General features: G+C 74.5%; 19 protein-coding genes. 12 read left to right on the top strand and 7 right to left on the bottom strand.

Annotated features, from left to right (window positions below; all coding sequences use genetic code 11):
* Nucleotides 1-196: 196 nt before the first annotated feature.
* From RVR_RS14570 to RVR_RS14560, 3 genes are all read left to right on the top strand, one after another.
* Nucleotides 197-1,555, top strand: coding sequence for an MFS transporter (locus tag RVR_RS14570; protein ID WP_237404739.1), 1,359 nt, complete (start codon nt 197-199; stop codon nt 1,553-1,555).
* 170 nt (nt 1,556-1,725) lie between these two features.
* A complete protein-coding gene (locus RVR_RS14565; RefSeq protein WP_202234266.1) occupies nt 1,726-2,442 on the top strand; it encodes a TetR/AcrR family transcriptional regulator in 717 nt (238 codons plus the stop codon).
* A 164-nt stretch (nt 2,443-2,606) separates the two neighbouring features.
* On the top strand, nt 2,607-3,071 hold the full coding sequence (locus RVR_RS14560; protein WP_202234265.1) for an SPW repeat protein: 465 nt from the start codon (nt 2,607-2,609) through the stop codon (nt 3,069-3,071).
* A gap of 227 nt (nt 3,072-3,298) precedes the next feature.
* Here RVR_RS14560 and RVR_RS14555 read toward each other — a convergent pair whose 3' ends face one another.
* The 3 genes from RVR_RS14555 to RVR_RS14545 form a co-directional block, all read right to left on the bottom strand.
* The gene (locus tag RVR_RS14555) at nt 3,299-4,048 is read right to left on the bottom strand and encodes a response regulator transcription factor (protein ID WP_237404738.1); all 750 of its coding nucleotides are present in this window, start codon (nt 4,046-4,048) and stop codon (nt 3,299-3,301) included.
* A complete protein-coding gene (locus RVR_RS14550) occupies nt 4,045-5,301 on the bottom strand; it encodes a sensor histidine kinase (RefSeq protein WP_202234264.1) in 1,257 nt (418 codons plus the stop codon). Before RVR_RS14550 ends, RVR_RS14555 begins: the two co-directional genes overlap by 4 nt.
* Before the next feature lie 113 nt (nt 5,302-5,414).
* A complete protein-coding gene (locus RVR_RS14545; protein ID WP_202234263.1) occupies nt 5,415-6,308 on the bottom strand; it encodes a hypothetical protein in 894 nt (297 codons plus the stop codon).
* Nucleotides 6,309-6,568: 260 nt separating this feature from the next.
* Between RVR_RS14545 and RVR_RS14540 the strand changes: the two genes are divergently transcribed.
* Nucleotides 6,569-7,111 (top strand): hypothetical protein, encoded by a 543-nt coding sequence (locus RVR_RS14540; RefSeq protein ID WP_202234262.1) that lies wholly within the window; start codon nt 6,569-6,571, stop codon nt 7,109-7,111.
* Nucleotides 7,112-7,148: 37 nt separating this feature from the next.
* Here the strand turns inward: RVR_RS14540 and RVR_RS14535 are convergent, their stop codons facing one another.
* A complete protein-coding gene (locus RVR_RS14535) occupies nt 7,149-8,756 on the bottom strand; it encodes an MFS transporter (RefSeq protein WP_202238636.1) in 1,608 nt (535 codons plus the stop codon).
* A gap of 163 nt (nt 8,757-8,919) precedes the next feature.
* Complete coding sequence (locus RVR_RS14530) at nt 8,920-9,387, bottom strand: MarR family winged helix-turn-helix transcriptional regulator (protein WP_202234261.1); 468 nt, start codon at nt 9,385-9,387, stop codon at nt 8,920-8,922.
* A gap of 50 nt (nt 9,388-9,437) precedes the next feature.
* Between RVR_RS14530 and RVR_RS14525 the strand changes: the two genes are divergently transcribed.
* Nucleotides 9,438-10,217, top strand: a complete 780-nt coding sequence (locus tag RVR_RS14525) for a dienelactone hydrolase family protein (protein WP_202234260.1) — start codon at nt 9,438-9,440, stop codon at nt 10,215-10,217.
* A gap of 6 nt (nt 10,218-10,223) precedes the next feature.
* Nucleotides 10,224-10,490, top strand: a complete 267-nt coding sequence (locus RVR_RS14520) for a DUF6295 family protein (RefSeq protein WP_202234259.1) — start codon at nt 10,224-10,226, stop codon at nt 10,488-10,490.
* A 217-nt stretch (nt 10,491-10,707) separates the two neighbouring features.
* Here the strand turns inward: RVR_RS14520 and RVR_RS14515 are convergent, their stop codons facing one another.
* Nucleotides 10,708-13,923 (bottom strand): AfsR/SARP family transcriptional regulator, encoded by a 3,216-nt coding sequence (locus tag RVR_RS14515; RefSeq protein ID WP_202234258.1) that lies wholly within the window; start codon nt 13,921-13,923, stop codon nt 10,708-10,710.
* A 517-nt stretch (nt 13,924-14,440) separates the two neighbouring features.
* Between RVR_RS14515 and RVR_RS14510 the strand changes: the two genes are divergently transcribed.
* From RVR_RS14510 to RVR_RS14500, 3 genes are all read left to right on the top strand, one after another.
* Entirely contained in the window at nt 14,441-14,773 is a 333-nt protein-coding gene (locus tag RVR_RS14510; protein WP_202234257.1) for a cupin domain-containing protein, read from the top strand.
* A 318-nt stretch (nt 14,774-15,091) separates the two neighbouring features.
* Entirely contained in the window at nt 15,092-15,373 is a 282-nt protein-coding gene (gene tatA, locus RVR_RS14505; protein WP_202234256.1) for a Sec-independent protein translocase subunit TatA, read from the top strand.
* 441 nt (nt 15,374-15,814) lie between these two features.
* Entirely contained in the window at nt 15,815-16,888 is a 1,074-nt protein-coding gene (locus RVR_RS14500) for a PucR family transcriptional regulator (RefSeq protein ID WP_202234255.1), read from the top strand.
* Nucleotides 16,889-17,013: 125 nt separating this feature from the next.
* On the opposite strand, the gene RVR_RS14495 is transcribed toward RVR_RS14500, so the two are convergent.
* Nucleotides 17,014-17,529, bottom strand: a complete 516-nt coding sequence (locus RVR_RS14495) for a MarR family winged helix-turn-helix transcriptional regulator (protein WP_202234254.1) — start codon at nt 17,527-17,529, stop codon at nt 17,014-17,016.
* Nucleotides 17,530-17,635: 106 nt separating this feature from the next.
* On the opposite strand from RVR_RS14495, the gene RVR_RS14490 reads away from it, so the two are divergent.
* The 3 genes from RVR_RS14490 (at nt 17,636) to RVR_RS14480 (ending at nt 21,571) form a co-directional block, all read left to right on the top strand.
* Nucleotides 17,636-18,187 carry a YceI family protein gene (locus RVR_RS14490; protein ID WP_202234253.1) on the top strand — a complete coding sequence of 184 codons (552 nt, stop codon included), beginning with the start codon at nt 17,636-17,638 and terminating at the stop codon, nt 18,185-18,187.
* Between the two features lie 225 nt (nt 18,188-18,412).
* Complete coding sequence (locus RVR_RS14485; RefSeq protein WP_202234252.1) at nt 18,413-19,285, top strand: hypothetical protein; 873 nt, start codon at nt 18,413-18,415, stop codon at nt 19,283-19,285.
* A gap of 105 nt (nt 19,286-19,390) precedes the next feature.
* On the top strand, nt 19,391-21,571 hold the full coding sequence (locus tag RVR_RS14480; protein ID WP_237404737.1) for a flotillin family protein: 2,181 nt from the start codon (nt 19,391-19,393) through the stop codon (nt 21,569-21,571).
* The last annotated feature ends 91 nt before the right edge of the window (nt 21,572-21,662 follow it).

Here is a 21,662-nt window from a genome sequence, read left to right as displayed (position 1 = left end):
CGTCTCTCCTCGGGCGGTTTCCCGGGCGCTTCCCGGGCCGCCCCGCCGGGCACCGCCCCGCGGGTGGCGAACCGGCCTCCCCCCACGGATCACCACCCGGACGGCGGACAAACCTCGGCTTGACATGGGTAGACCTGTCTGTCTAATGTCGAGGAACCGTACCAGACAGGTCTGTTCAATCGACGAGGGAGCAGCCATGCCCGTCCCCCCGACCAGCGAGGCAGTCGCCCGCCTGAGGCGCACGCCTGGGTCCGTGGTCCCCGGCGTCTCCGGGCCCGGTTCCGGCCCTGCCGCGGCCCGCGCGGCCGCGGGCGCGGGTGAGGAGCGGCAGGAGGCCGCCGCCGGCCGCGGCCGACATCTCGGGCCGACCGCCGCCCTGGTTTTGCTCGCCTCGATCATCGTGTCGCTGCTCGCCGCGTCCAGCGCCCCCACCCCGCTCTACGCGGTGTACCAGGGCGAGTGGGGCTTCTCCCCGATCACCACCACCGTCGTCTTCGGGGTGTACGCGGTGGCGGTGCTGCTGTCGCTGCTGGTCTTCGGGAAGATCTCCGACCACATAGGGCGCAAGCCCGTCCTGTTCGTCGCGCTCGCCGCGCAGGCGGTGGCGATGGTGGTGTTCGCCACCGCCGGCGGGGTCGATGTCCTGATGGCCGGCCGGGTGGTCCAGGGCGTTGCGACCGGTGCCGCCCTCGGCGCGATAGGCGCCGGTCTGCTCGACATCGACCGGATCAAGGGCTCGGTGGCGAACTCCTTCGCGCCCCCGATCGGCACCGCCGTCGGCGCCCTCGCCTCCGGGCTGGTGGTGCGGTTCCTGCCCGCCCCCACCCACCTCGTCTACTACCTGCTGCTCGGCGTCTTCGCCCTCCAGGCGCTCGGCGTGGTCGCGCTCAGGGAGCCGGTGAGCCGCAAGCGGGGCGCGCTGTCGAGCATGGTGCCCGAGATCAAGCTGCCCCGGGCCGCGCGCGGCGCGATCGCCGTGGCCGCGCCCGTGCTCTTCGCGGTCTGGTCGCTGGCCGGTTTCTACGGCTCGCTCGGCCCGGCGATCACCAGCCGCCTGGTGCACTCCGACTCCGTGGTCTACGGCGGGCTGGGGTTGTTCGTGCTGGCCGGCGCGGCCGCGCTGTCCGTGCCGGTGCTGCGCGAGACGCCGACCCGCACCGTGATGGTGACCGGTGTGGTCGCCCTGATCGTCGGGGTCGCGGCCACCCTGCTGGCCATCGGGTCGGGCGGGGGCGGGACCGGTGCGGAGATCGGCTTCTTCGCCGGCAGCGCCGTGGCCGGGTTCGGCTTCGGCGCCGGCTTCCAGGGCGGCATACGCCTGGTCGTCCCGCTGGTGGAGCCGCACGAACGGGCCGGGGTGCTCTCGCTGCTGTACGTGGTGTCCTACCTCGGCATGGGCGTGCCCGCGGTGATCGCCGGTGTGCTGGTGGTCCACGGCGGCGGTCTGCTCGACACCGTCCGGGAGTACGGCGTCGCGGTGATCGTGCTGGCCGCCGCGGCGCTCGCCGCCCTGCTGCTCGGCCGCCGCACCCCTCAGGCGGTGCGTGAGAGCTGATCTCCAGGGATGGGGGAGCGGGGTCCGCGGCGGTCGGGCCGTCCGGGTCCGGCCCGGGGCCGGGTCGGCGGGACGCGCGCCCCGCGGCAGGGCGAGTCCTGGATGCCGGGCCGGATGTCCGGTACGGTGCCCGCGGTAGACTAGACAGGGTTGTCTGAGAGGTGATCGGGATGGTGCAGAAGACCGTGCCGGAAGGGCCGGCCAAGGCGTCCAAGCCGGCGAAGGTCTCCGCGCGGGAGCGCCTGCTCCTCGCCGCCGACGAGCTGTTCTACGCGGAGGGCGTGCAGTCGGTCGGCATCGACCGCGTCATCGAGCACGCCGGAGTGGCCAAGGCGTCCCTGTACAACTGCTTCGGCAGCAAGGAGAGCCTGGTCAGGGCGTATCTCGAACACCGTCACGAGCGGAGCGTCGACCGGATCACCCGGGTGCTGACCCGGTTCCGCACCCCTCGGGAGCGGCTGCTCGGCATGTTCGACGCGCAGGGCGAGCTGATCACCTCGCCGGGGTACAACGGGTGCGCGTTCGCCGCGGCCAGCGCCGAGGCGCCCCCCGGCGGCTCCGTCCAGCAGGCGTCGGACGACTACCGCGCCTGGATGCGGGGGCTGTTCGCCGAACTCGCCGCCGAGGTCGGGGTCGCCGACCCCGAGGGCCTCGCCCGCCAACTCCACCTGCTCTACGACGGCGCCACGCTCAGCTCCCGGATGGACCGCGACCCCACGGCCGCGTCCGTGGCGCGCGAGGCGGCCGCCGTGCTGGTGGACGCGGCGCCGATGGCCGAGGACCGGGACCGGGAGGCGGCCGAGATCGACGCCGGGGCCGCGGCGAATATCGCCCGACATGCGAAGGATGCGGAGAAAGGGCGTGTTCGACCCGCCGCCCGTGGGTAAGCGGTCGGAAGAACCGCCAATGCGGGCAAACCGTCACGGCGTCGGGTGGCCACAAGGCTGCCGTGAGTTTTACGCTGAGTAAGGATGCGGCAGCTTCGGGAGTGGAGAACCGAAGGACATCCGGCGTCAGAAGCGACTGCACTTGCGAAAGGGAGGTGGCTTAGATGGCCACCGATTCGACTCATTCGCCGACTTCTCCGTCGACGCGCTCGACCATGGAGGACCACCCGGACATCAGGTCCCTGCGGGACCAGTACGCCGCGGTGGGCAGCAAGCCGATGGCCGGCCTGGTCGAGGGGCTGTGCCTCCTCACCGGCCTGTACCTGGCCATCTCGCCGTGGGTGGTGGGCTTCACCGGCCTGACCAGCCTGAGGGTCACCAACCTCGTGGTGGGTATCGCCCTGGCCGTGCTGGCCATGGGGTACGGCTCCGTTCTGGAGCGGACCCACGGACTCGGCTGGGTCGCGATCGCGATCGGCGTGTGGACGATCATCGCCCCGTGGGTGGTCGCGGGGGACGCGGACATCACCAAGACGATCTGGAACAACGCGGTGGTCGGTGGTGTTGCGTGCCTGCTTGGCCTGGCCACGATGGGCATGGGCCTGATGAAGCGCAAGGTCCGTGCGTGACCGGCTGACGCCCGCAAGGGCACCGGGAAAGAAGCACTAGCGCACCGAAGAGAAAGCGTGGGCGGCTCCTCCGTGGACAGGAGGAGCCGCCCACGTGTGTGTAGGGGCACTGCGATCGGAGCCGCTGCCGCTGCCGCTGCTAGTGCTGGTGCCGTTGCCGTTGCCGTTGCCGTTGCCGTTGCCGTTGCCGCCGCCGGTGCCGGTAGCGGGTCCGTTGCCTCTTGCCGTCAGTCCAGGCCGTGCCGCAGCGCGTAACGGGTGGCGGCCGCGCGGTCCCGGGAGCCGGTCTTGGCGAAGATCCGGTTGATGTGGGTCTTGACGGTGTTGCCGCTGAGGAACAGCTCGCCGGCGATCTCGGCGTTGTTCCGGCCGAGGGCGATCAGCGCCAGGATCTCGGCCTCGCGCCGGGTCAGTCCGTCCGGGAGCGCGCCGCGATGCGCCTGCTCCGTACCGGAGTGCGCGCCCTGGCCGCCCCCGGGACCCGGCGCGTCCCCGGACGCGAACCGCTCGCCGGCCTCCGCCGGCCCGGGGTCGGTGGCGGCCAGCAGCGTGGCCTGCACCTGCGGGTGCAGCACCGTCAGGCCGGCCGTCGCGCTGCGCAGGGTCTGCGCGATGTGCAGCCGGTCCGCGTCCTTGGTGAGGTAGCTGCGCGCGCCGGCCCGGAGGGTTTCCAGCACCGACCGGTCGTCCGCGTAGGTGGTGAGCACCACGATCGCCACGTCCGGGTGTTCCGCGGTGAGCCGCCGGGTGGCCTCGATGCCGTCCATCACCGGCATGTGGAGGTCGAGCAGGATCGCGTCCGGGCGCTGCGCGGCGACCACCTCCAGCGCCTGCCGGCCGTCGGCCGCCGAGCCGACCACGTCGATGCCCGGCAGCAGGTCCAGCATCAGCACCAGCCCCTCGCGCACGGCGGCCTGGTCGTCGGCGACCACCACGCGCAGGGCGGGCTCGCCGGCCGCGGGGGGAGCCGGGGTCACGCCGCCGCCCGCCCTTGCCGCGGCACGCACGCGGTGACGCTCCACCGGCCGTCCGCCGGGCCCGCGGTGAGGGTGCCGCCGAGCAGCAGCAGCCGCTCGCGCATGCCGGTCAGGCCGTAGCCGCCGTCCACGGTGGCGAAGGCGGTGCCGCGCCCGGCGGCCGCGCCGGCCGGGGCTCCGTCCGCCGCGCCGCCCGCCGTCCCCTCCCGCGTCCCGTCCGTCCGCTCCGTCCCGTCCGGCGGCGGCTCGGCCGCCGACGGGGTGTCTCGGCCGAGCGGGTTGGTGAGCGTCAGCGTCACGTCCTCGTCCCCATAGCGCAGATCGACGGTCACGGGCCGGAGCGGCGCGTGCTTGGCGGCGTTGGTCAACGACTCCTGCGCGGTGCGCACCAGGGCCAGCGCCCGGTCCGGGGGCAGCGGCGCCGCGCCACCGACCACGGTGAGCGTCACCGTACTCCCGTGCCGCTGCTCGTGCGTGGCCGCCATCCGCGCCAACTCCTCCGAGAGCGGCGGGGTGTCGGTGCGCAGGGCGTGCACGGCGCGGCGGGTCTCGGACAGCCCGTCCGAGGCGATCCGCTGCGCGGTGGTCAGCACCTCGATCGCCCGGTCGGTGTCCTGGTGGTCGGTGAGCAGGGCGCGGGCGGCCTGGATCTGGATGCCGAGGGCGCCCAGCGAGTGGGCGAGCACGTCGTGGATCTCGCGGGCGATCCGGGTGCGCTCGTCGAGCACGGCGACCCGGCGCTGCTCCGAGCGCAGCCGCTCGGCCTGGGCGAGCAGCGCCTTGTTCTGCTCGGCCTGGACCCGGTAGGCGCGCCGGTTGAAGCCCGTGAGCAGGCCGATGGCGAGCAGCAGCGGGATGCCCTGGGCGGCCTGCGGGTCCGCGGTGCTGAAGAACAGCCCCACCTCGGCGGCGAGCACCGCCGACCCGAACACGCACCAGCCCTCGGAACGGCGCAGGCCGGTCGCCGCGTCGATCGTGGCGATCATGCCGACGCCCACGAGCGTGGTCGCGCCCGGCTGGACGGCGACCGCGCTCGACACGGACGCGGCCAGGGCCAGGACGGTCGTGCGCCGGGCGGTGCCGTCGCCGAGGCCGACAGGCAGCAGCCCCCACAGGGTGAGCGCGCCGGACAGTCCGAACGCGATCGTGACGGCGAGGTGTTCGACCGGGCCGTAGGCGTGGTGGGTGAACAGGTCGATCCCGAACAGGACGTAGGCGCCCGCACGGATCAGCCAGGTCACGGATGTCAGCACATCAGCACGATAGTCGTCGTCCGGCCCGGGGTTCGAGCCGTACGGCGGGCCCTCGGCGGGGCCGGGCGCCCGCGGCGCGGGGCGGCCGCTCCGCGCGGCCGCGGGCGCGGTGGTCACTGGAACCGCCGGGAGGTCCGCCGTCCGGCGCGGTCACGGCGGACGGCGCCGTAGTGGCCGCGGTCGGAGTTGCCGCGCCGGCGGTCGCCGCCGGGGTACGCGTCGTCCCGGTCGTAGGGGCTGCCGCCGTAGGGGGCGCGGTCGTAGGAGGCGTTCCGGTCGCGGTCGCGGGCGGCGCCGCGGTCGTACGCGCCGCGGTCGTACGCGTCCTGACGGTCGTAGGGGTCGTTGCGGCCGTACGCGTCGTACGCGTCGTACGGGGCGTAGCGGTCGGCGGTGGGGGCGTCGTACGCGCCGGGGCGGCCGGAGGACGCCTGCGGGCCGTAGGACGTGGCGCCGCGGCCGGGTGCGGCGGGGCCGCTCCGGCCGGTGAGGCGGGTGCCCAGGCCGGAGAGCTGGTCGGACAGGAAGACCGAGCCGTCGTTCTCGCGGGCGAAGGGGATGCCCGCGGCCAGGGCGCGGCGGGTGATGACGGCGGCCTGGCCGAGCCGGTTGACGCCCAGCAGCAGCACGATCGGCGCGCTGGAGGCGGCCACATGGGCGCCCAGCGCGCCCGCCAGGACCGTCATGGCCACCCGGAAGCCGACCAGCGCGACCCACAGCACCAGGCCGCGCGGGGGCATCTGCCCCCACAGGCCGCCCTGGCGGTTCTCCAGCCGCATCATCGCGCCCTGCCCGGCGCCGATCGCCGCCGCGACGAGTCCGCTGACGACCAGGCACGCGACGTCCACCGGGTGCAGGTGGTGGCCGCCGCCGCTGAGCCGGGTCAGCCCGACGATTACCAGGATCGCGGGCAGCAGCAGCACCCGCTTCCCGCGCAGCGACTCGCCGAGGAGTTGGCGGCCGATGACGTAGGCCACGATCGCGATCACGGCCAGTACCTCGATCACGGGAAGCTCCTCCGGTCGGTGTCGGCGGCCCGGTCCGGCCTGCCACCAGCGACGTTACGGAGCTGGCCCGGCGCGGGCGTCACACCGCGGGGTGAGGCCCGGGGTGATCCGCGGGGGTGACGTCGCGGGGTGACGGGGTGGAGGCCGGCCGGCGCGGATCACCCCGCTTGTCGCCCCGCGCTACGGCGCGCTCGTACCGGTGCCGGGCGGAGCCTGAGGGGGTCCTCGACGCCCACGACCTCCACGACAGGAACCCGCTGATGTCCACGCTCACCCAGGCCATGGTGATCAACGCCGCCGTCCTCCTCGCGGTCCTGGAGGCCGATCTCGGCCCGCACCGCAAGATCGGCGCCTTCCGCATCCTGCGACCGCTGCTGATGTCCGCCGCGATCGTGCCGCTGTTCGTCGAGTCGCCCGCCACCCACGGCTACGGCCTCGGGCTGGAGGTGCTCGGCGTCGTCCTCGGGGCGGCGTGCGGGTTGGGCGCGGCGAGCCTCACCCACGTCTACCGCAGCCCCCGCACCGGTCGGCCGGTCAGCCGCAACGGCGCCGGCTACGCGGCCTTGTGGATCGTCGTGATCGGCGCCCGCGCGGCCTTCTCCTACGGCTCCGAGCACTGGTTCACCGCGCCGCTCGGGCGCTGGATGGCGCAGCACCAGGTCAGCGTCGACGCGATCACGGACTCGCTGCTGCTGATGGCGGTGGCGATGACGCTGACCCGCACGTTCGCCCTCGCCGCGCAGGCCGCGGCGGTGCGCCGCCAGGGCCCGGACGGCGGCGCGGCGGCCGTCGCCTCCGCCTGAGCGGCCCCGAAGGCGGCCCCGGCCGCAACCTTCGGGGCTAGCGGGTGCCGCCCGGGGTGCCCCGGAGCGCGGAGGCGATCGCGGCGAGCAGGGACATCCCGGCCGCGGTGGCGAAGACGATGACCAGGCCGTGGTGGAAGGGCGCGGAGATGAGGTTCGGGAAGAACTGCTTGCCGGTGAGCACGTCGCGGTTGTGCGCGGGCAGCGTCGCCAGCGTCCCGGAGGGCTTGAGCAGCGTCTCGACCGGGTTCACCCCGAGGAACGCCGAGAAGACGGTGGACACCGGCGGCAGCGTCGCCGCGTGGTGGGCGACGCCCGCCGGCACGCCCTGGGCGCGCAGCCCGGCCTGGAGCGTGTGCGGCAGGCGGTCGGCGAGTCCGACGATCAGCAGCGAGAAGAAGACGCCGATCGACAGCGAGGTGCCCGAGTTCTGGAAGGTGGACCGCATCCCGGAGGCCGCGCCGCGGTGGGTGGCCGGCACGCTCGACATGATCGCGGAGGTGTTGGGCGCGGAGAACATCCCCGAGCCCATCCCGTTGAGCAGGATGAGCAGCGCGAACGCCCAGTAGGGGAAGTCGATCGGCAGCAGGAGCAGCCCGACGAAGCTCGAACCGAACAGCACCAGCCCGCCGGTGGTGAACCAGCGCACACCGAACCGGTCGGAGAGGGTCCCGGAGGCGGGCCCGGCCAGCAGGAACCCGGCGGTCAGCGGCAGCAGGAAGATCCCCGCCCACAGCGGCGCGTCCTCGAACGCGTAGCCGTGCAGGGGCAGCCAGATGCCCTGGAGCCAGATGATCAGCATGAACTGGAGCCCGCCGCGGGCGACGGAGGCGAGCAGCGCGGCCGCGTTCCCGGCGGCGAAGTGCCGGTTGCGGAAGAGCCCGAGGGTGAACATCGGCTGCTTCACCCGGGTCTCGATCAGCCCGAAGGCGATCAGCAGCACGCCGCCGCCGATCAGGCCGGTGAGCACCTTGGGACTGGTCCAGCCCATGGTGTGGTCGCGGTAGGGCTGGATGCCGTAGGTGATGGAGACCAGGATCATCCCGCAGCCCAGCGCGAAGGTGAGGTTGCCCCACCAGTCGATCCGGGCCGGGTTGCGCGCGGAGATCTCGCGCAGCGAGCGGTACGCCCAGATGCTGCCGAAGATCCCGACGGGCACGTTCACCCAGAACACCGCGCGCCAGTCCCACGCCGAGAGCAGGCCGCCGAGCACCAGACCGATGAACTGCCCGGACAGCGCGGAGATCTGGTTGATGCCCAGCGCCATGCCGCGCTGGCGGGCCGGGAAGGCGTCGGTGAGGATCGCCGCGGAGTTCGCCATCAGCATCGCGCCGCCCAGCGCCTGGACGACCCGCCAGCAGATCAGCCACAGCGCGCCGTGCGTGCCGCGCGCGGGGTCGAAGGACAGCGCGATGGAGGCGAGGGTGAAGACGACGAAGCCGAGGTTGTAGATCTTCACCCGGCCGACGATGTCCCCCAGCCGCCCGAGGCTCACCACGAGCACCGCGGTGACCAGCAGGTAGCCCATGATCATCCACAGCAGGTAGGTGATGTTGCCGGCCGCGAACGGGTCGAGGTGGATGCCGCGGAAGATCGCGGGCATCGAGATGATGACGATCGACGCGTCGACCATCGCCATGAACATCCCGAGGCTGGTGTTGGACAGCGCCACCCACTTGTAGCGGTCGGGGCGCCCCTCGGCGGGGGCGGCCGGCGCGGCGGCGGCCGTGGGCGCGCTGGTCGTCGGGGCGCCGGTCATCGGGGCGCCGGGTCGGGTGGGGCCGTCGTCGGGAGTGGCCGGCCGCTGTTCAGACACGTCGGGTGATCCTCTCCAGCAGCGGGATCGCGGCCGCCAACTGCTCTTGCTCGTGGGGGGTGAGCTCGTCCTCGATGGCGAGGGTGAGCCGGCGGGCGCGCTCGCGGCGGGCGCCGTGCAGCCCCTCGCGGCCGGCGGGGGTGAGCGAGACGACGATCCGGCGGCCGTCGTCCGGGTCGGGTGTGCGGGCGACCAGGCCGCGTTCGGCCAGCACCCCGACGATCGTGCCCATCGACTGCGGTCTGATCCCCTCGCGCGCGGCCAGTTCGGACGCGGTGGCCGGGCCCTCCCGGTCCAGCAGGACCAGTGCCGAGGTCTGGGAGAGGGTCAACTCGCCGTCCGGCTTCACGGTGCGCAGCCGCCGGGCCAGCGGACCGAGGGCGGCCCGCAGGTCCGTGGCGATACGGGCCGGGCCGGCGGGAGGTGGGCCGGTGGGCGGCGGGCCGCCGGATGATGACATGATCTTCAGTATAAACTGATCAGTCCAGCCTTATGGTATAGGTGACGCTCGTGAGTGATTCCCCTTCTGCTTCCCCCAGCGGTTCGTTGACGGCGACCACCGTCTTTCTCGCCGGCCACGGCGGCGACGAGATCGAGGCGTACCTCGCCCGGCCGGAGGGCGACGCCCGCCGCGGCGGTGTCGTGGTCATCCACCACCTGCCCGGGTACGACCGGCAGACCAAGGAGATGGTCCGGCGCTTCGCGGAGCTGGGCTACGACGCGGTCTGCCCCAACCTCTACACGCGCGAGGCGCCCGGCGCCGCGCCCGACGACGCGGCCGCCGTGGCCCGCGCGCAGGGCGGCGTGCCCGACGAGCGGCTGGTCGGCGACGTGGCCGGCGCGGCCGCCTACCTGCGGGCGCTGCCCACCTCCAACGGCCGGGTGGGCGTCATCGGCCACTGCTCGGGCGGCCGCCAGGCGGTGCTCGCCGGCTGCTCCACCGACCTGGACGCGGTCGTCGACTGCTACGGCGCCTACGTGACCGGCACGGTGCCCGAGGGGGCCACGCTCAAGGTCACCAACCTGGTCGACCGGCTGCCGGACCTGCGCGCCCCGCTGCTCGGCCTCTTCGGCGAGGAGGACGCCCACCCGAGCCCGGCCGAGGTCGCGGAACTCGGCAGCCTGCTCACCGAGGCGGACAAGACGTTCGAGTTCCACAACTACCCGGGAGCCGGTCACGGCTTCTTCGCGGTGAACCGGCCCCGGTACGACGTCGCCGCGGCGAACGACGGCTGGGAGCGGATCGAGGAGTTCTTCGGCCGGCACCTGGCCGGCGGGCAGGGGAGCTGACCGGCCATGTGCACCTACACCACCGTCAAGGACGCCGTCGACGGCAGCGCCAAGGGCCCGAACGGCTCGTGGTTCCACGTCAGTGACGTGACCGTCTACTTCGACCACCCGGTCCACGCGATGGCCGAGCACACACTGAACATCGACTTCGCCAACCCGGCCAAGGGCCCGAACGCCCGGGTGGCGCTGGAGTTGACCGCGCAGTCGGCGCGCGACCTGGTCGCCGCGATCCAGGAGGCGCTGGCCGCGGTGCCGGCCGACATGCAGGTCTGAGCCGGCCGCGTGGCGGGAGCGGGCCGGCCGATCTCTTCTCCGGCCGGCTTCCCGTCCGGTTCCCGGTCGACCTTCGGCCGGTCCCGTCCGATCCCCGTCCGGTCCCCGGCCGATCCCCGGCCGGTCCCCGGCCGATCGCCCGGACGCGGGGACCGTTCCCGTACCCGGCCCGCCCCGTGCGGCAGCGCCGCACCGAGGGGCCCGGCGGCCTTCGGCCCTACGCCGTGCCGCCGGGTTCCAGCCCGGCCAGCCCGCGCAGCACCGCCTCCTCCTCCACCGGCAGGTGGTGGGCGCGGGCCAGGCCGAGGGCCTCCTGCCAGCAGGCCCGGGCCGCCGCGCGATCGCCGCGCGCCAGGTGGGCGCGGCCCAGGACCTCCAGGGCGTCCGCCGCGGTGGCGCGGTCGCCGAGCCGGTCCAGCAGCGCGAGCGTCTCGGTGAGGGCCCGTACGGCCTCGGCGGGACGCCCCAGCGCCAGCCGGGCCTCGGCGAGGCTGGTGAGGGTGCGGGCGATGCTGGTCAGCGAGCCGCGGGCGCGCCAGGCCGCGAGCGCCTCGCGGAAGCACTGCTCGGCGGCCACCGGGTCGCCCACGAACAGGTGGGTGTCGCCGAGGTTGCCCAGCACCGTGGCCACCCGGTCGACCGCGCCGAGCGAGCGGTGCAGGGCGAGCGAGCGCCGGCCGTACTCCAGCGCGAGGCCGTACTCGCCGGTGCAGCGGTGCAGGGCGGTGAGGTTGGTGAGGATCGCGGCGACCCCGTGCAGGTCGCCGGCCGCCTCGAAGCGGGCGCGGGCGGCGTGCAGGTGCTCCAGGCTCACCTCGTACCGCTCGGCCATGCCGTGCGCGACGCCGAGGCGGCTGTGCATCCAGCCCTGGCCGAGCACGTCGCCGTGCGCGGTGACGCAGGCCATCGCCTCCTCCAGGCAGGCGGTCCACTCGCCGGTCCACCAGTACGCCTGTGCGTAGCCGAACAGCCCGGCCGCGGTGCGCCAGGCGATGTCGGGCCAGCCGCACGCGACTGCGGTGGTGATCGCCAGCCTGATCGCGGGCAGTTCGCGCACGCACCAGTGCAGCGCCTCCTCGTCGCCGGTGAACTCCGGCGCCGGCAGCACCGGTTGCTCGTCGAGCGGCGGCAACGGGTGCCCCTCGGGGGCGAGGACGGCCAGCGAGGAGGCGACCGTGGCGGCGTACCAGACGGTGATCCGGCGCAGCGCGGACCGGCGCTCGGCCGCGGTGAGTTCGCCGCGCGCGCAGACCGCCGCGTACTCGCCGACCAGGTCGTGGAAGCCGTAGCGGCCCGGCCGGGGCGCCTCCAGCAGGTGCGCGTCCACCAGTGCTTCCAGGAGGTCGTCGGCGGCCGCCGCGGAGCCCTGCCCGAGCAGCGCGGCGGCCGCCGGCGAGTCCAGGCCGTGCCCCGGCCAGGCCCCCAGCGTCCGGAACGCGCCGGCCGCCGCGCGGTCCGCGGCGAGCGGGCTGTCCCGCATCGCCACGTAGCTCATCGCGAAGGTGTCCTGCACCGCGAGCCCGCCGGTGGACAGGGCGTGCAGCCGCGAGCCTGCCGGGGCGTCGAGGCGCTCGGCGAGCGCGCTCAGCGGCCAGTGGGGGCGCGCCGCCATGCGCGCGCCGGCGATCCGCAGCGCCAGCGGCAGGCCGCCGCACGCGGCCAACACCCCTTCCGCGGCCTCGGGTTCCGCCGCCACCCGCTGCCTGCCGCACAGCGCGACCAGCAACTCCCGCTGCTCCGGCGCCGGCAGCGGCTCCAGCGCCAGCCGGGCGGCGCCGGGCAGCTCGCCGAGGGCCCGCCGGCTGGTGACCAGCACCGCGCTGCCGCCTCCGCCCGGCAGCAGCGGCGTCACCTGGGCCGCGTCGCCGGCGTTGTCCAGCATCAGCAGCACCCGCCGGCCGTGCAGCGCGTCGCGCCACACCACCGCCCGGTCGTCGGGGTCCGCGGGCGGCGGCTGGCCGTCGGCGGCGAGGTCGCCGAGGAAGCGGGCCAGCAGGTCGGCGGGGTCGCGGGCGTCGCCGGCGCCGAAACCGCGCAGGTCCGCGTAGAGCTGGCCGTCGGGGAACTCCGACCGCAACAGGTGCGCCGCCCGGACCGCGAGCGCGGTCTTGCCCACCCCGCCCATGCCCGAGACCACGGCGACGCGCGGGCCGCACTCTGCCCGGCTCCCGCGCAACGCCGCAAGCAGGGTGTCGAGTTCGCTGCTCCGCCCGGTGAAGTCCGGAGTGTCCGGCGGGAGCTGGGCGGGCGCGGGACGGGGGCGAACGGCGGGGACGGCGTCGCCGGCCGAGGCCCCGCCGCCCTCCGGCGCCGGAGCGCGCGGTCCTACGGTCACGGGTGCGTCGCCGGCCGCGGGTCCGGCCGCGGGCCCGTCCGCGGGTACGGGTCCGGGTCCGACCGGCGCGGCCGGGGGCAGGGGCCCGCCCGAGTCCGTGTCCACCGCGGCGCCCGCGCGCTCGGCCCGGCGCGGAGCCGTCCCACCCGTGCCCGTACCGCTGCCCGTACTCCCGCCCGTGCCGTCGGCCGCATCCCCGGCCGCGTCCCCGTCCGCACCGCCGTCCGCACCGCCGGGCCGCGTCGTGCCCGTACGGCCTCGCGGGCCGCCGGCCGTACCGCCGGACGGGCCGCCGGGGGCGAGCCTGGCGGAGGGCGGCTCGGCCAGGATCTCCTGGTAGGTGGCCTGCACCGCGGAGTCGGGCTCCACGCCCAGCTCCTCGACCAGGGTTCGGCGCAGCCGGTGGTAGACGGCCAGCGCCTCCGCCTGCCGGTGGGTGCGGTGCAGCGCGAGCATGAGCTGCCGGTGGAAGGTCTCGCGCAGCGGGTGCGCGGCGGCCAGGCCGGCCAGCTCCGCGGCCATGCCCTGGTGCCTGCCGAGCGCCAGTTCCGCGGCGAACCGCCACTCCAGGGTGAGCAGCCGGGCCTCGGTGAGGTGCGCGGCGAGCGCCCGCAGCACGTCGGAGCGCAGCGGCACGTCCGACAGCGGTTCGCCGCGCCACAGCGCCAGCGCGGCGCCGCACTCGTCGAGCACCGCGTGCCAGTCGCCGGCGCGGTGCGCGGTGCGGGCGGCCGCGTGGTGCCCGAGGAAGATCCAGACGTCGAACTCGCCGTCGGCGATGTCCAGCACGTAGCCGGGCGGGGCGGCGCGCAGCCGGGAGCCGTCCTGGCCCTCCTCGTGCAGCACCCGGCGCAGCCGGGCGACGTGGTTGTGCAGGGACGCGGTGGCGGTGGTGGGCGGGGCGTCTCCCCACAGCGCGGACTTCAGGTGGCGCAGCGGCACCGCCCGGCCGGGCGTGGCCAGCAGCGCGGCGAGCAGGGCCCGGACCTTCGCCGACCCGACCGGGCGCGGCAGCCCGCCGCCGCTGCCGCCGGAGCCGTCGCCGCCCGGGTCGCCGTCGGCGACGACCGTGACCGTGCCGAGCAGGCCGAACCGCATCCGTGGGCCTCCCTGGCCGGATCAGTCGCGGGCGGTCCCGCGGTGCCGGGCCGAGGTCGCGCCGCTTCGCGGGGGCCGTCCCCGCGGGTCCTTCCCGCGTCGCCTTCCCGCGTTCCGGTCCCGTGTGCGCGTCCTCGCGGCGCGCCGTGGTGGACGCGTCCTCGGGGACGGCGAACCGCTCACCGCCGTCGCGGGGTTGCGGGCGGGGCGCCGTAGGACCGTCCGGGTGCCGCGAGGGCGGGCCGCCGGTGGGGCCACGGGGACGGAAAGAGGCTGGTGAGAGCGGGTGGGGGCGGTGGGGACGAAGCGTTAGCCATATGTTAGCGGTCGGTTGGCGGGCTTCCGCATGATGACGGGGTCGGGTCCGGCCGCCACGGGTGCGCGTGGAAGCCCACCTTCCGCGAAACGGGGGCAACCGGTGTCGCGGCCGGACCCACATGCCCCCCCTGCCGCCGGGCACCCGGGTGCGGGCATGGCGTTCCCGGCCACCGGGCCCGGGCGCTGCCAGACTCGGCGCATGCGTAAATTCTCGCTGGACGCGCAGGTGCGCGAACACCTCCGCCAGGCCGCGGCCGCCTCCAACGGGCGCAGCGCGGAGACCGTCTACGGCGGCCACGAGCAGGCGCTGCGCCAGACGCTCATCGCGATGACCGAACGGACCGCGCTCGCCGACCACGAGAACCCGGGCGAGGCGACACTCCAGGTGCTGCGCGGCCGGGTCCGCCTCACCTGCGGGCCGGACACCTGGGAGGCGATGGCCGGGGACCTGCTGGTGCTGCCGCACGCCCGGCACGGCCTGGAGGCGCTGGAGGACAGCGCGGTGCTGCTGACGGTCGGGATGCGGGGCTGACGACGGTCCGATCGGCCCGGTCCGGGACGGCCGCGCCGGCTCGGGCGCGTCCGGTACGGGTGCTTTCGTCCCGCCGGTCGCAGGCCGGTGCGGAAACCCGCCGCGCGGTCGCGTACGAGGCCGTCCGTGCAGGTCACGGGATGGGCGGCGGCTGCGGGCCGGGGTGTCCGGAAGGCGGGAAAAGGGCGGCTGGGTCTTCCCGTTCACGCGCTTTTTGCGCATGCTTTGAGTACCCGGGTATCCGTCCGCAGGGGTGGCCGGGTGACAATGCGACACTAGAGAGCTGTGAGTCGGCCATAACGAAACGAGGATCATCCCATGTTGCGAAACGGGTTGGAGCCGTGGCACCTGATCGTGGTGGCGATCGTCGTCATCGTGCTGTTCGGTTCGAAGAAGCTTCCTGAGGCCGCCCGCGGTCTCGGCAAGTCGATGCGCATCCTGAAGTCCGAGGCGAAGGCGATGAAGAGCGACGACGCGACGTCCGCCGGCAGCACGCCCAACCCCTCCGCCACCCCGGCTCCCGACGCCATCACCCCCAGCGACGTGGTGACGGCCACCGAGTCCAAGACGCAGGAGCCCGCGACCGGCTCGGTGAAGTGACCCGGCTCGGTGAAGTGACACCGACCGCTGACCGCTGACCGCTGACCGCTGACCGGCGGCCGTGAGCCGCCGGCCCCCGCGGCCGACCGCCGCACTCCGGTGCGGGCACCCGAAGCGCTCCGCGCGCTCCGGCGGGCCCCCGCACCCGTGACAGGCCCCCCGCTTCCGGGACCCGGCAGTCTTGGTACGTTCAGGACGTCCGGGTGCGGGAAGCGAACGAGGGGGCCTGTTGTGTCGTCGGGGGCGGGTAGGCAAGCGGGTCACCCAGGAAGCGGGGCGGGCCACCCGGAGAGCGGGAGGCGCGCAGGCGGCTCCGGACCGGCCGGCGGATCCGGACCCGCGGGCGGATCCGGACCCGCGGGTGGTGCGAACGGCGCGAACGGCGCGGGTGGTCGTTCCGCGGCCGGCCGCGGCGGCGCGCACACCGTCGGCGACGGCGCCGTGCCCCCCGAGTTCGTCGCCGGGTTCCCCGAGACGCTCGCCGAGATATCCCGAAGCTGCCGCACCCTCACCCGCGCCGAGCGGGAGAGCCGCCGGGTGCTGGGCGAGCACGCCGCCGACTCCGGGTTCGGGCTGCGCGAGCTGACGGCCGTCCACCTCGCGGAGGCGCGGCTGGCCTGGCCGCGGCTGCCCGGCGTGGCCGGCGCGCGCGACGCGGGCGAACTGCGCCAGGTCGGCAGCGCGGTGTTCGCCGCGCTGGAGGCGGGGATCGCGGCCCTCGCCGAAGGGCACGCACGCGCCCAGCGGCACGCGGTGCGCCGCGCCGAGGCCGCCCGCCGGACCTTCATCGACGACCTCCTGTACGGCCGTACCGACCCGGGCCGGATCGCCGAGCAGGCCGAGGGGTTCGGGCTGCGGCTGGCCGACCGCCACGTGGTGGCCGTCGCCGCGCCGCCCGCCGGTGACGAGTACCGCGAGACGCATCCGCTGCTGCGCCGTGTCGAGCGCGAACTCGCCGGGCGCTTCGGCGACCACGACCTGCTCGTCGCCTCCAAGGACGGCCGCCTGGTGTGCGTGGCCCCCACCGAGCAGCGGCCCGCCCTCGACGCCTTCGTCAAGCTCACCGCGGCGGGGCGGGTGGCCGTCAGCCGTCCGCACAGCGGCGCGGCCGGCGTGGTCCGGTCGTACGAGGAGGCGCTCAGCGCGCTGGACCTCGCCGAGCGGCTCGGGCTGACCGCGTCCGTGCTCAACTCCGCGGACCTGCTGGTCTTCCCGGTCCTGATGCGGGACCGGGCGGCGATGTCGGACCTGGTGCGGACGGTGCTCGGGCCGCTCGTGCACGCGCGCGGCGGCGCGCAGCCCCTCGTCGACACGATCTCGGCGTACGCCGCGGCGGGGTACGTCAACGCGGAGGCCGCGCGGCGGCTCGACCTCAGCGTGCGGGCGCTGTCCTACCGGCTCGAACGGATCGCATCGCTCACCGGGTTCGACCCGGACGACGCGTTGCAGCGGTACACGCTGGAGACGGCGGCGCTGGGCGCGCGACTGCTCGACTGGCCCACCCGCTCCCTCTGACCCCCGGCCCCCAGGGCTCCCCACCCCAGGGGCGCGGGGAACTGCGCGACAAGCCACCACGCACCCGCGGGTGGACGCGGGCCGCAAGGGGCACCCCCTGACCGCCACCCGCCCCCGCCCCCACCTCAGCAGGGACCCTCCTCCGCCGCGCACCCCCCCGCGTCCTCCGCGCGAGCGGTCTCGCACTCGCTGCGCAACCCCGCGCTGATCGCCCGCCCGATCTCCCGCAGCGCGGCCAACTGCTCGGTCGTGAGCACGTCGAACAGGTGCTCGCGTACCGCCGTGACATGCCCGGGCGCGGCCGCCGCGAGCGCGTCGAACCCCGCCGTGGTCAACGCGCACACCCACCCCCGGCGGTCCCCGTCGGCGGGCCGCCGGTGCACCCACCCGTTCTTCTCCAGCGCGGAGACGGCGTGCGACAGCCGGCTGCGGGAGGACAGCGACGCGTCGGCCAGCTCACTCATCCGCAGGCACCGTCCGGGCGCGTCCGACAGCCGCACGAGGATCTCGTAGTAGGCCATCGGCATGCCGGAGTCCCGGCGCAGCTGACGGTCGACGTAGGCGTTGAACTCCACGCTCGACGTCATGTAGGCCCGCCAGATCTCCTGCTCCTCGTCGGTCAGCCAGCGCACGTCGTCCATAGGCCCAGCATACGTGTGGTTGAAGTTTCAATACCAGCGCAGTATGGTGTGTGAAAGCTCAATGATCTCGCACTCATCACCAGCAACGTTCCGAGGAGCCCTCCCCATGAGCACGCAGACCGAAGTGATCGACGGCTACGTCGCCGGCACCTGGAAGATTGACGCCGTGCACTCGGACGTCTCGTTCTACGTCCGTCACCTCGGTGTCTCCAAGGTCCGCGGCCACTTCGCGACCTTCGAGGGCACCATCGTCACCGCGGAGGACCCGCTGGAGTCCACCGTCAACGCCGTGATCAAGACGGAGTCGGTCAGCACCAACAACGAGGGCCGCGACGCCCACGTGCGGGGCGAGGACTTCCTCGACGTCGAGAAGTTCCCCGAGCTGACCTTCTCCTCCACCGGCATCCGCGCCAAGTCCTCCGAGGTCTTCGAGGTCGACGGCAACCTGACCCTGCACGGTGTGACCAAGCCCGTCACCCTGGCCCTGGAGCTCAACGGCTTCGGCACCGGCTTCGACGGCAACGCGGTGGCCGGCTTCTCGGCCGCCACCGAGATCAGCCGCGGCGACTTCGGCGTGACCGGCGGCGCCGCCGGTGCCGCGGTCGGCGACAAGATCCGGATCGCCCTGGAGATCGAGGCCGCGAAGGCCGACGCCTGATCCACCCCCGGATCCCCCGGCGGTCCGCCGCCTGATCCGCTTCCCGACGACGGCCGTCGTGGGCGCACTCCCGCGCCCACGACGGCCGTCGCGTTCCGGTTGCAGGTGGACCCGGACATCTCAGGGCCGCCAAGTCTGCCGGGATGCGGAAATGCCGTACCCCGGCGCGCACTGCCACGATCTGTCCCGGCAGGACGGAACGGCAGGGGGGGAGGCGCAACCGGCATGGGGGAGTTCGTCGATGTGTGCCTCGGCTTTCCGACCGTCCTGTTCGGAGGGGCGCTGGTGGTCGTGGTCGGCTTCTGGGGACTGGTGCTGGTCGGTGCCGCCGACTCGCACGGCCCGGGCCACCACGGCGCCGCCGGCGGGCACTCCATGGGGAACGGGGGTTCCCATGGAGCGGCCTCCGCCGGCGGTGAGGGCCTGTCGGCCCACGCGCCCGTCCACGGCGCGGGCGGCCACGCGTCCGTCCACGGCGCCGGCGGCCACGCGTCGGGCGCCCGTACCGCCGGCGGCCACGACGGGGGCGCCCACGCAGCCGGCGGCCGTGACGGGGACGGTCACGACGTCGAACACCCGGGCGGGTCGGGCCTGTTGGCCGCCGCCGGACTCGACGGCGTGCCCGTCACCGTGGTGCTCTCGCTGCTCATCGCGCTCGGCTGGTTCCTGAGCCTGGCCGGCTCGGCCGCCCTGAACGGTGCCGGGCTGCACGGCCCCGCCCGCGCGGCCGCCGACGCCGCCCTGATCGCCGCCGCGCTGGCCGGCGCCTGGACGGGCGCCTGGGTGCTGGTCCGGCCGCTGCGCCGCCTCTTCCCGTACGAACGACCGCCCTCCCGCGCGGACTTCGTCGGCCTGGTCTGCGTGGTCCGCACCGGCACCGTCACCGAGCGCTTCGGCCAGGCCGAGGTGACCGCGCCCGACGGCTCCACCGCGATCGTCCAGGTCCGGCGCCCCGCGGACGACACCGGCGGCCCGCTGGCGGCCGGCCGTACCGCGCTGCTGTACGACTACGACCCGCAGGGCGGGTTCTTCTGGGCCGCGCCCTACCAGGACCCGGCGGCCGGACCGCCGCCGCCGGGTGCCCGCGCCCTGTCCTGAGCGCGTCGCACCGCGCCGCACCGCCTCTCTCCGCGGCGCACCACGTGCTGCCGGCAACCGGCGCACCCACTCATATCCGCTTCACCGCATCGAGGTTGATCCGTCATGGATGCCACCGTCATCGGGATCGGCGTGCTCGTCGCCGTCCTCCTGCTCATCGCCCTGGGCGCGGTCGTCACCGTCACCAAGCTCTTCCGGAAGGTCTCCCAGGGCCACGCGCTGATCGTCTCCAAGTCCAAGCACGTGGACGTGACCTTCACCGGCACGGTCGTGCTCCCGGTGCTGCACAGCGCCGAGTTGATGGACATCTCGGTGAAGACCATCGAGGTGCAGCGCACCGGCCGCGAGGGCCTGATCTGCCAGGACAACATCCGCGCCGACATCCACCTGACGTTCTTCGTGCGGGTCAACAAGACCAAGGAGGACGTGATCAAGGTGGCGCAGGCGATCGGTACCGAACGCGCCAGCCACCAGGAGACGTTGCAGAAGCTGTTCAGCGCGAAGTTCTCCGAGGCGCTGAAGACGGTCGGCAAGCAGCTCGACTTCGTCGACCTCTACACCCACCGCGAGCACTTCCGCGACCAGATCATCCAGGTGATCGGTACCGACCTCAACGGCTACCACCTGGAGGACTGCGCGATCGACTTCCTGGAGCAGACCCCGCTCACCCAGCTCGACCCCGCCAACATCCTCGACGCGCAGGGCATCCGGAAGATCACCGAGCTGACCGCGATCGAGCACGTGCGCACCAACGAGTTCCAGCGTACCGAGCAGAAGGAGATCACCCGGCAGGACGTGGAGGCCCGGGAGACCATCCTCGAACTGGAACGCCGCCAGTCCGAGGCCGAGATCAAGCAGCGCCGCGAGGTCGAGACGCTGCGGGCCCGGGAGGAGGCGGTCACCGCCAGGGTGCAGGAGGAGGAACGCCTCGGCGCCCAGGGCGCGTTCCTGCGCACCGAGGAGCAGTTGGGGGTCCAGCGGGAGAACCAGGCCCGCGAGGTCGCCGTCGCCCAGAAGAACCGCGAGCGGGTGATCGCGGTGGAGAACGAGCGGATCGAGAAGGACCGGGTGCTGGAGGTCATCGCCCGCGAGCGCGAGACCGAACTGGCCAGGATCTCCAAGGAGCGCGAGGTCGAGGGCGAGCGCCGCGACGTCGCCGACGTGGTGCGCGAGCGGATCGCGGTGGACCGTACGGTCGCCGAGCAGGAGGAGTCGATCAAGCAGCTACGGCTGGTGCAGGAGGCCGAGCGGGAACGGCAGGCGCTGATCATCACCGCCGAGGCGCAGGCGCAGGAGCGGCTGGTCAAGGACATCAAGGCCGCCGAGGCCGCGGAGCAGGCCGCCCGGCACAAGGCCCGGGAGTCCCTCACCCTGGCCGAGGCCCGCAAGCAGGCCGCGGAGCTGGACGCCGACGCCAAGACGCGCCTCGCCGAGGGCCTGCGGGCGGAGGCCGCCGCGCAGGGGCTCGCCGAGGTCGAGGTGCACGAGCGCAGCGCGGCCGCGATCGCCAAGGTCGGCGCGGCCGAGGCCGAGGCGACCACCGCCCGGCTGCGGGCCGAGGCCGAGGGCGCCCGCGCCAAGTCGCTGGCGCAGGCCGAGGGCATGACCGCGCAGGCGGCGGCGGAGGCCGCGATGATCGGCGAGCGGCTGAAGGCGGAGGCGGCCGGGCTGACCGAGAAGGCCGCCGCGATGGCCGCCCTCGACGACGCCTCGCGCGGCCACGAGGAGTACCGGCTGCGGCTGGCGGCGGAGAAGGACGTCCGGCTGGCCGGGCTCGACACGCAGCGGCAGATCGCCGAGGCGCAGGCGACCGTCCTGGCCACCGGGCTGGAGAACGCGGACATCAGCATCGTCGGCGGCGAGGACGTCTTCTTCGACCGGCTGCTCGGCGCGGTCAGCGCGGCCCGGTCGGTGGACTCCTTCGTGGCCAACTCCGAGACGGTGCGCACGGCGGCGGCGCCGTGGCTGGACGGGTCGGAGCGCTTCACGCAGGACGCCACCCGGATGCTGTCCTCGCTCGGCTCGGGGTGGGGCGGCACGAGCGTCGCCGGCCTGCTCGGCCGGCTGATCGCGAACGGCGGCCCGCAGGCCGGCGGGTTCCAGCAACTCCTGGACCAGGCACGGACGATGGGGATCGCGGACGCCCCGGTGCCGGGTGCGGTGGGATCGGGTGCGGTGGGATCGGGTGCGGTCGGATCGGGCGCCGCGGCCACCGGTGAGCCCGTGCCGGCCGGTGCCGCCGCCGGCACCGTTCCCGCGTCCGTGAACGGACTGGCGAAGAAGTGAGCGGGCGGGCCTCCACCCCGGACCCCGCTCCTGACCGCGTTCCAGGGGTGCCCGGGGCAGCCGGAACCGCTGGAACCGGCGGAACCGCCGG

Source organism: Streptomyces sp. SN-593, from assembly GCF_016756395.1.
Classification (GTDB): Bacteria; Actinomycetota; Actinomycetes; order Streptomycetales; family Streptomycetaceae; genus Actinacidiphila; species Actinacidiphila reveromycinica.
Note: the sequence above shows the minus strand (reverse complement) of the source record. Positions and strands in the feature narration are given on the sequence as shown.

What these genes read in the sequence shown, in the direction of transcription:
- RVR_RS14570 (WP_237404739.1), top strand. Translation starts at nt 197, where the DNA reads ATGCCCGTCCCCCCGACCAGCGAGGCAGTCGCCCGCCTGAGGCGCACG.
- RVR_RS14565 (WP_202234266.1), top strand. Translation starts at nt 1,726, where the DNA reads ATGGTGCAGAAGACCGTGCCGGAAGGGCCGGCCAAGGCGTCCAAGCCG.
- RVR_RS14560 (WP_202234265.1), top strand. Translation starts at nt 2,607, where the DNA reads ATGGCCACCGATTCGACTCATTCGCCGACTTCTCCGTCGACGCGCTCG.
- RVR_RS14540 (WP_202234262.1), top strand. Translation starts at nt 6,569, where the DNA reads ATGTCCACGCTCACCCAGGCCATGGTGATCAACGCCGCCGTCCTCCTC.
- RVR_RS14535 (WP_202238636.1), bottom strand. Translation starts at nt 8,756, where the DNA reads ATGTTCATGGCGATGGTCGACGCGTCGATCGTCATCATCTCGATGCCC.
- RVR_RS14530 (WP_202234261.1), bottom strand. Translation starts at nt 9,387, where the DNA reads ATGTCATCATCCGGCGGCCCGCCGCCCACCGGCCCACCTCCCGCCGGC.
- RVR_RS14520 (WP_202234259.1), top strand. Translation starts at nt 10,224, where the DNA reads ATGTGCACCTACACCACCGTCAAGGACGCCGTCGACGGCAGCGCCAAG.
- RVR_RS14515 (WP_202234258.1), bottom strand. Translation starts at nt 13,923, where the DNA reads ATGCGGTTCGGCCTGCTCGGCACGGTCACGGTCGTCGCCGACGGCGAC.
- RVR_RS14510 (WP_202234257.1), top strand. Translation starts at nt 14,441, where the DNA reads ATGCGTAAATTCTCGCTGGACGCGCAGGTGCGCGAACACCTCCGCCAG.
- tatA (WP_202234256.1), top strand. Translation starts at nt 15,092, where the DNA reads ATGTTGCGAAACGGGTTGGAGCCGTGGCACCTGATCGTGGTGGCGATC.
- RVR_RS14495 (WP_202234254.1), bottom strand. Translation starts at nt 17,529, where the DNA reads ATGGACGACGTGCGCTGGCTGACCGACGAGGAGCAGGAGATCTGGCGG.
- RVR_RS14490 (WP_202234253.1), top strand. Translation starts at nt 17,636, where the DNA reads ATGAGCACGCAGACCGAAGTGATCGACGGCTACGTCGCCGGCACCTGG.
- RVR_RS14485 (WP_202234252.1), top strand. Translation starts at nt 18,413, where the DNA reads ATGGGGGAGTTCGTCGATGTGTGCCTCGGCTTTCCGACCGTCCTGTTC.
- RVR_RS14480 (WP_237404737.1), top strand. Translation starts at nt 19,391, where the DNA reads ATGGATGCCACCGTCATCGGGATCGGCGTGCTCGTCGCCGTCCTCCTG.